Here is a 760-nt window from a genome sequence, read left to right on the forward strand (position 1 = left end):
GACCGAGGCGGCGTTGGCCCATATCGCCGCCACCGATCCCGCCATCAACGCCTTTACCGCTGTCACCACCGCCCGCGCGCGGGCCGAGGCGGCGGCGGTGGATGCGCAACTGGACCAAGGACAGGCGCCCGGCCCGCTGGCCGGGGTGCCCTTCGCGGTGAAGAACCTGTTCGATATCGAGGGGCTGCCGACCCTGGCCGGGGCGAAGATCAACCGCGACCGTGCCCCCGCCCGGCGCGACGCGGTGCTGATCCGGCGGCTGCGCGCCGCCGGGGCGGTTCTGGTCGGGGCACTGGGCATGGGCGAATATGCCTATGATTTCACTGGCGAAAACTTCCATGACGGACCCTGCCGCAATCCGCATGACCGAGGCCGCAGCAGCGGCGGATCCTCTTCGGGGTCGGGCGCGGCGACGGCGGCGGGGATGGCGCCGATCTCGCTGGGTTCGGACACCAACGGTTCGCTGCGGGTGCCCGCCGCCCTGTGCGGCGTGTTCAGCCTGAAGCCGACCTATGGCCGCCTGCCGCGCAGCGGCACGTTTTCCTTCGTCGACAGCCTGGACCACCTCGGCCCGTTGGCGCGCTGCAGCCGCGACCTGGCGCTGGCCTATGACGCGATGCAGGGGCCGGATCCGGACGATCACGGCTGTGCCCCGCGCCGGGCGGAACCGACACTCGCGACGCTGGAACAGCCGGTGCCCGGACTGCGCCTGGGCCTCGCCTCTGGCTGGCTGGCGCGGAATTGCGGACCCGAGGCGCTG

1 protein-coding gene is annotated in these 760 nt (G+C 72.2%); it reads left to right on the plus strand.

Annotation, left to right across the window (positions count from 1 at the left end; genetic code table 11):
- On the plus strand, positions 1–760 hold a 760-nt coding region (locus CVM52_RS26235; RefSeq protein WP_240621092.1), incomplete at both ends, for an amidase family protein.

It is taken from the genome of Pseudooceanicola lipolyticus, from assembly GCF_002786325.1.
Lineage (GTDB): Bacteria > Pseudomonadota > Alphaproteobacteria > Rhodobacterales > Rhodobacteraceae > Pseudooceanicola_C > Pseudooceanicola_C lipolyticus.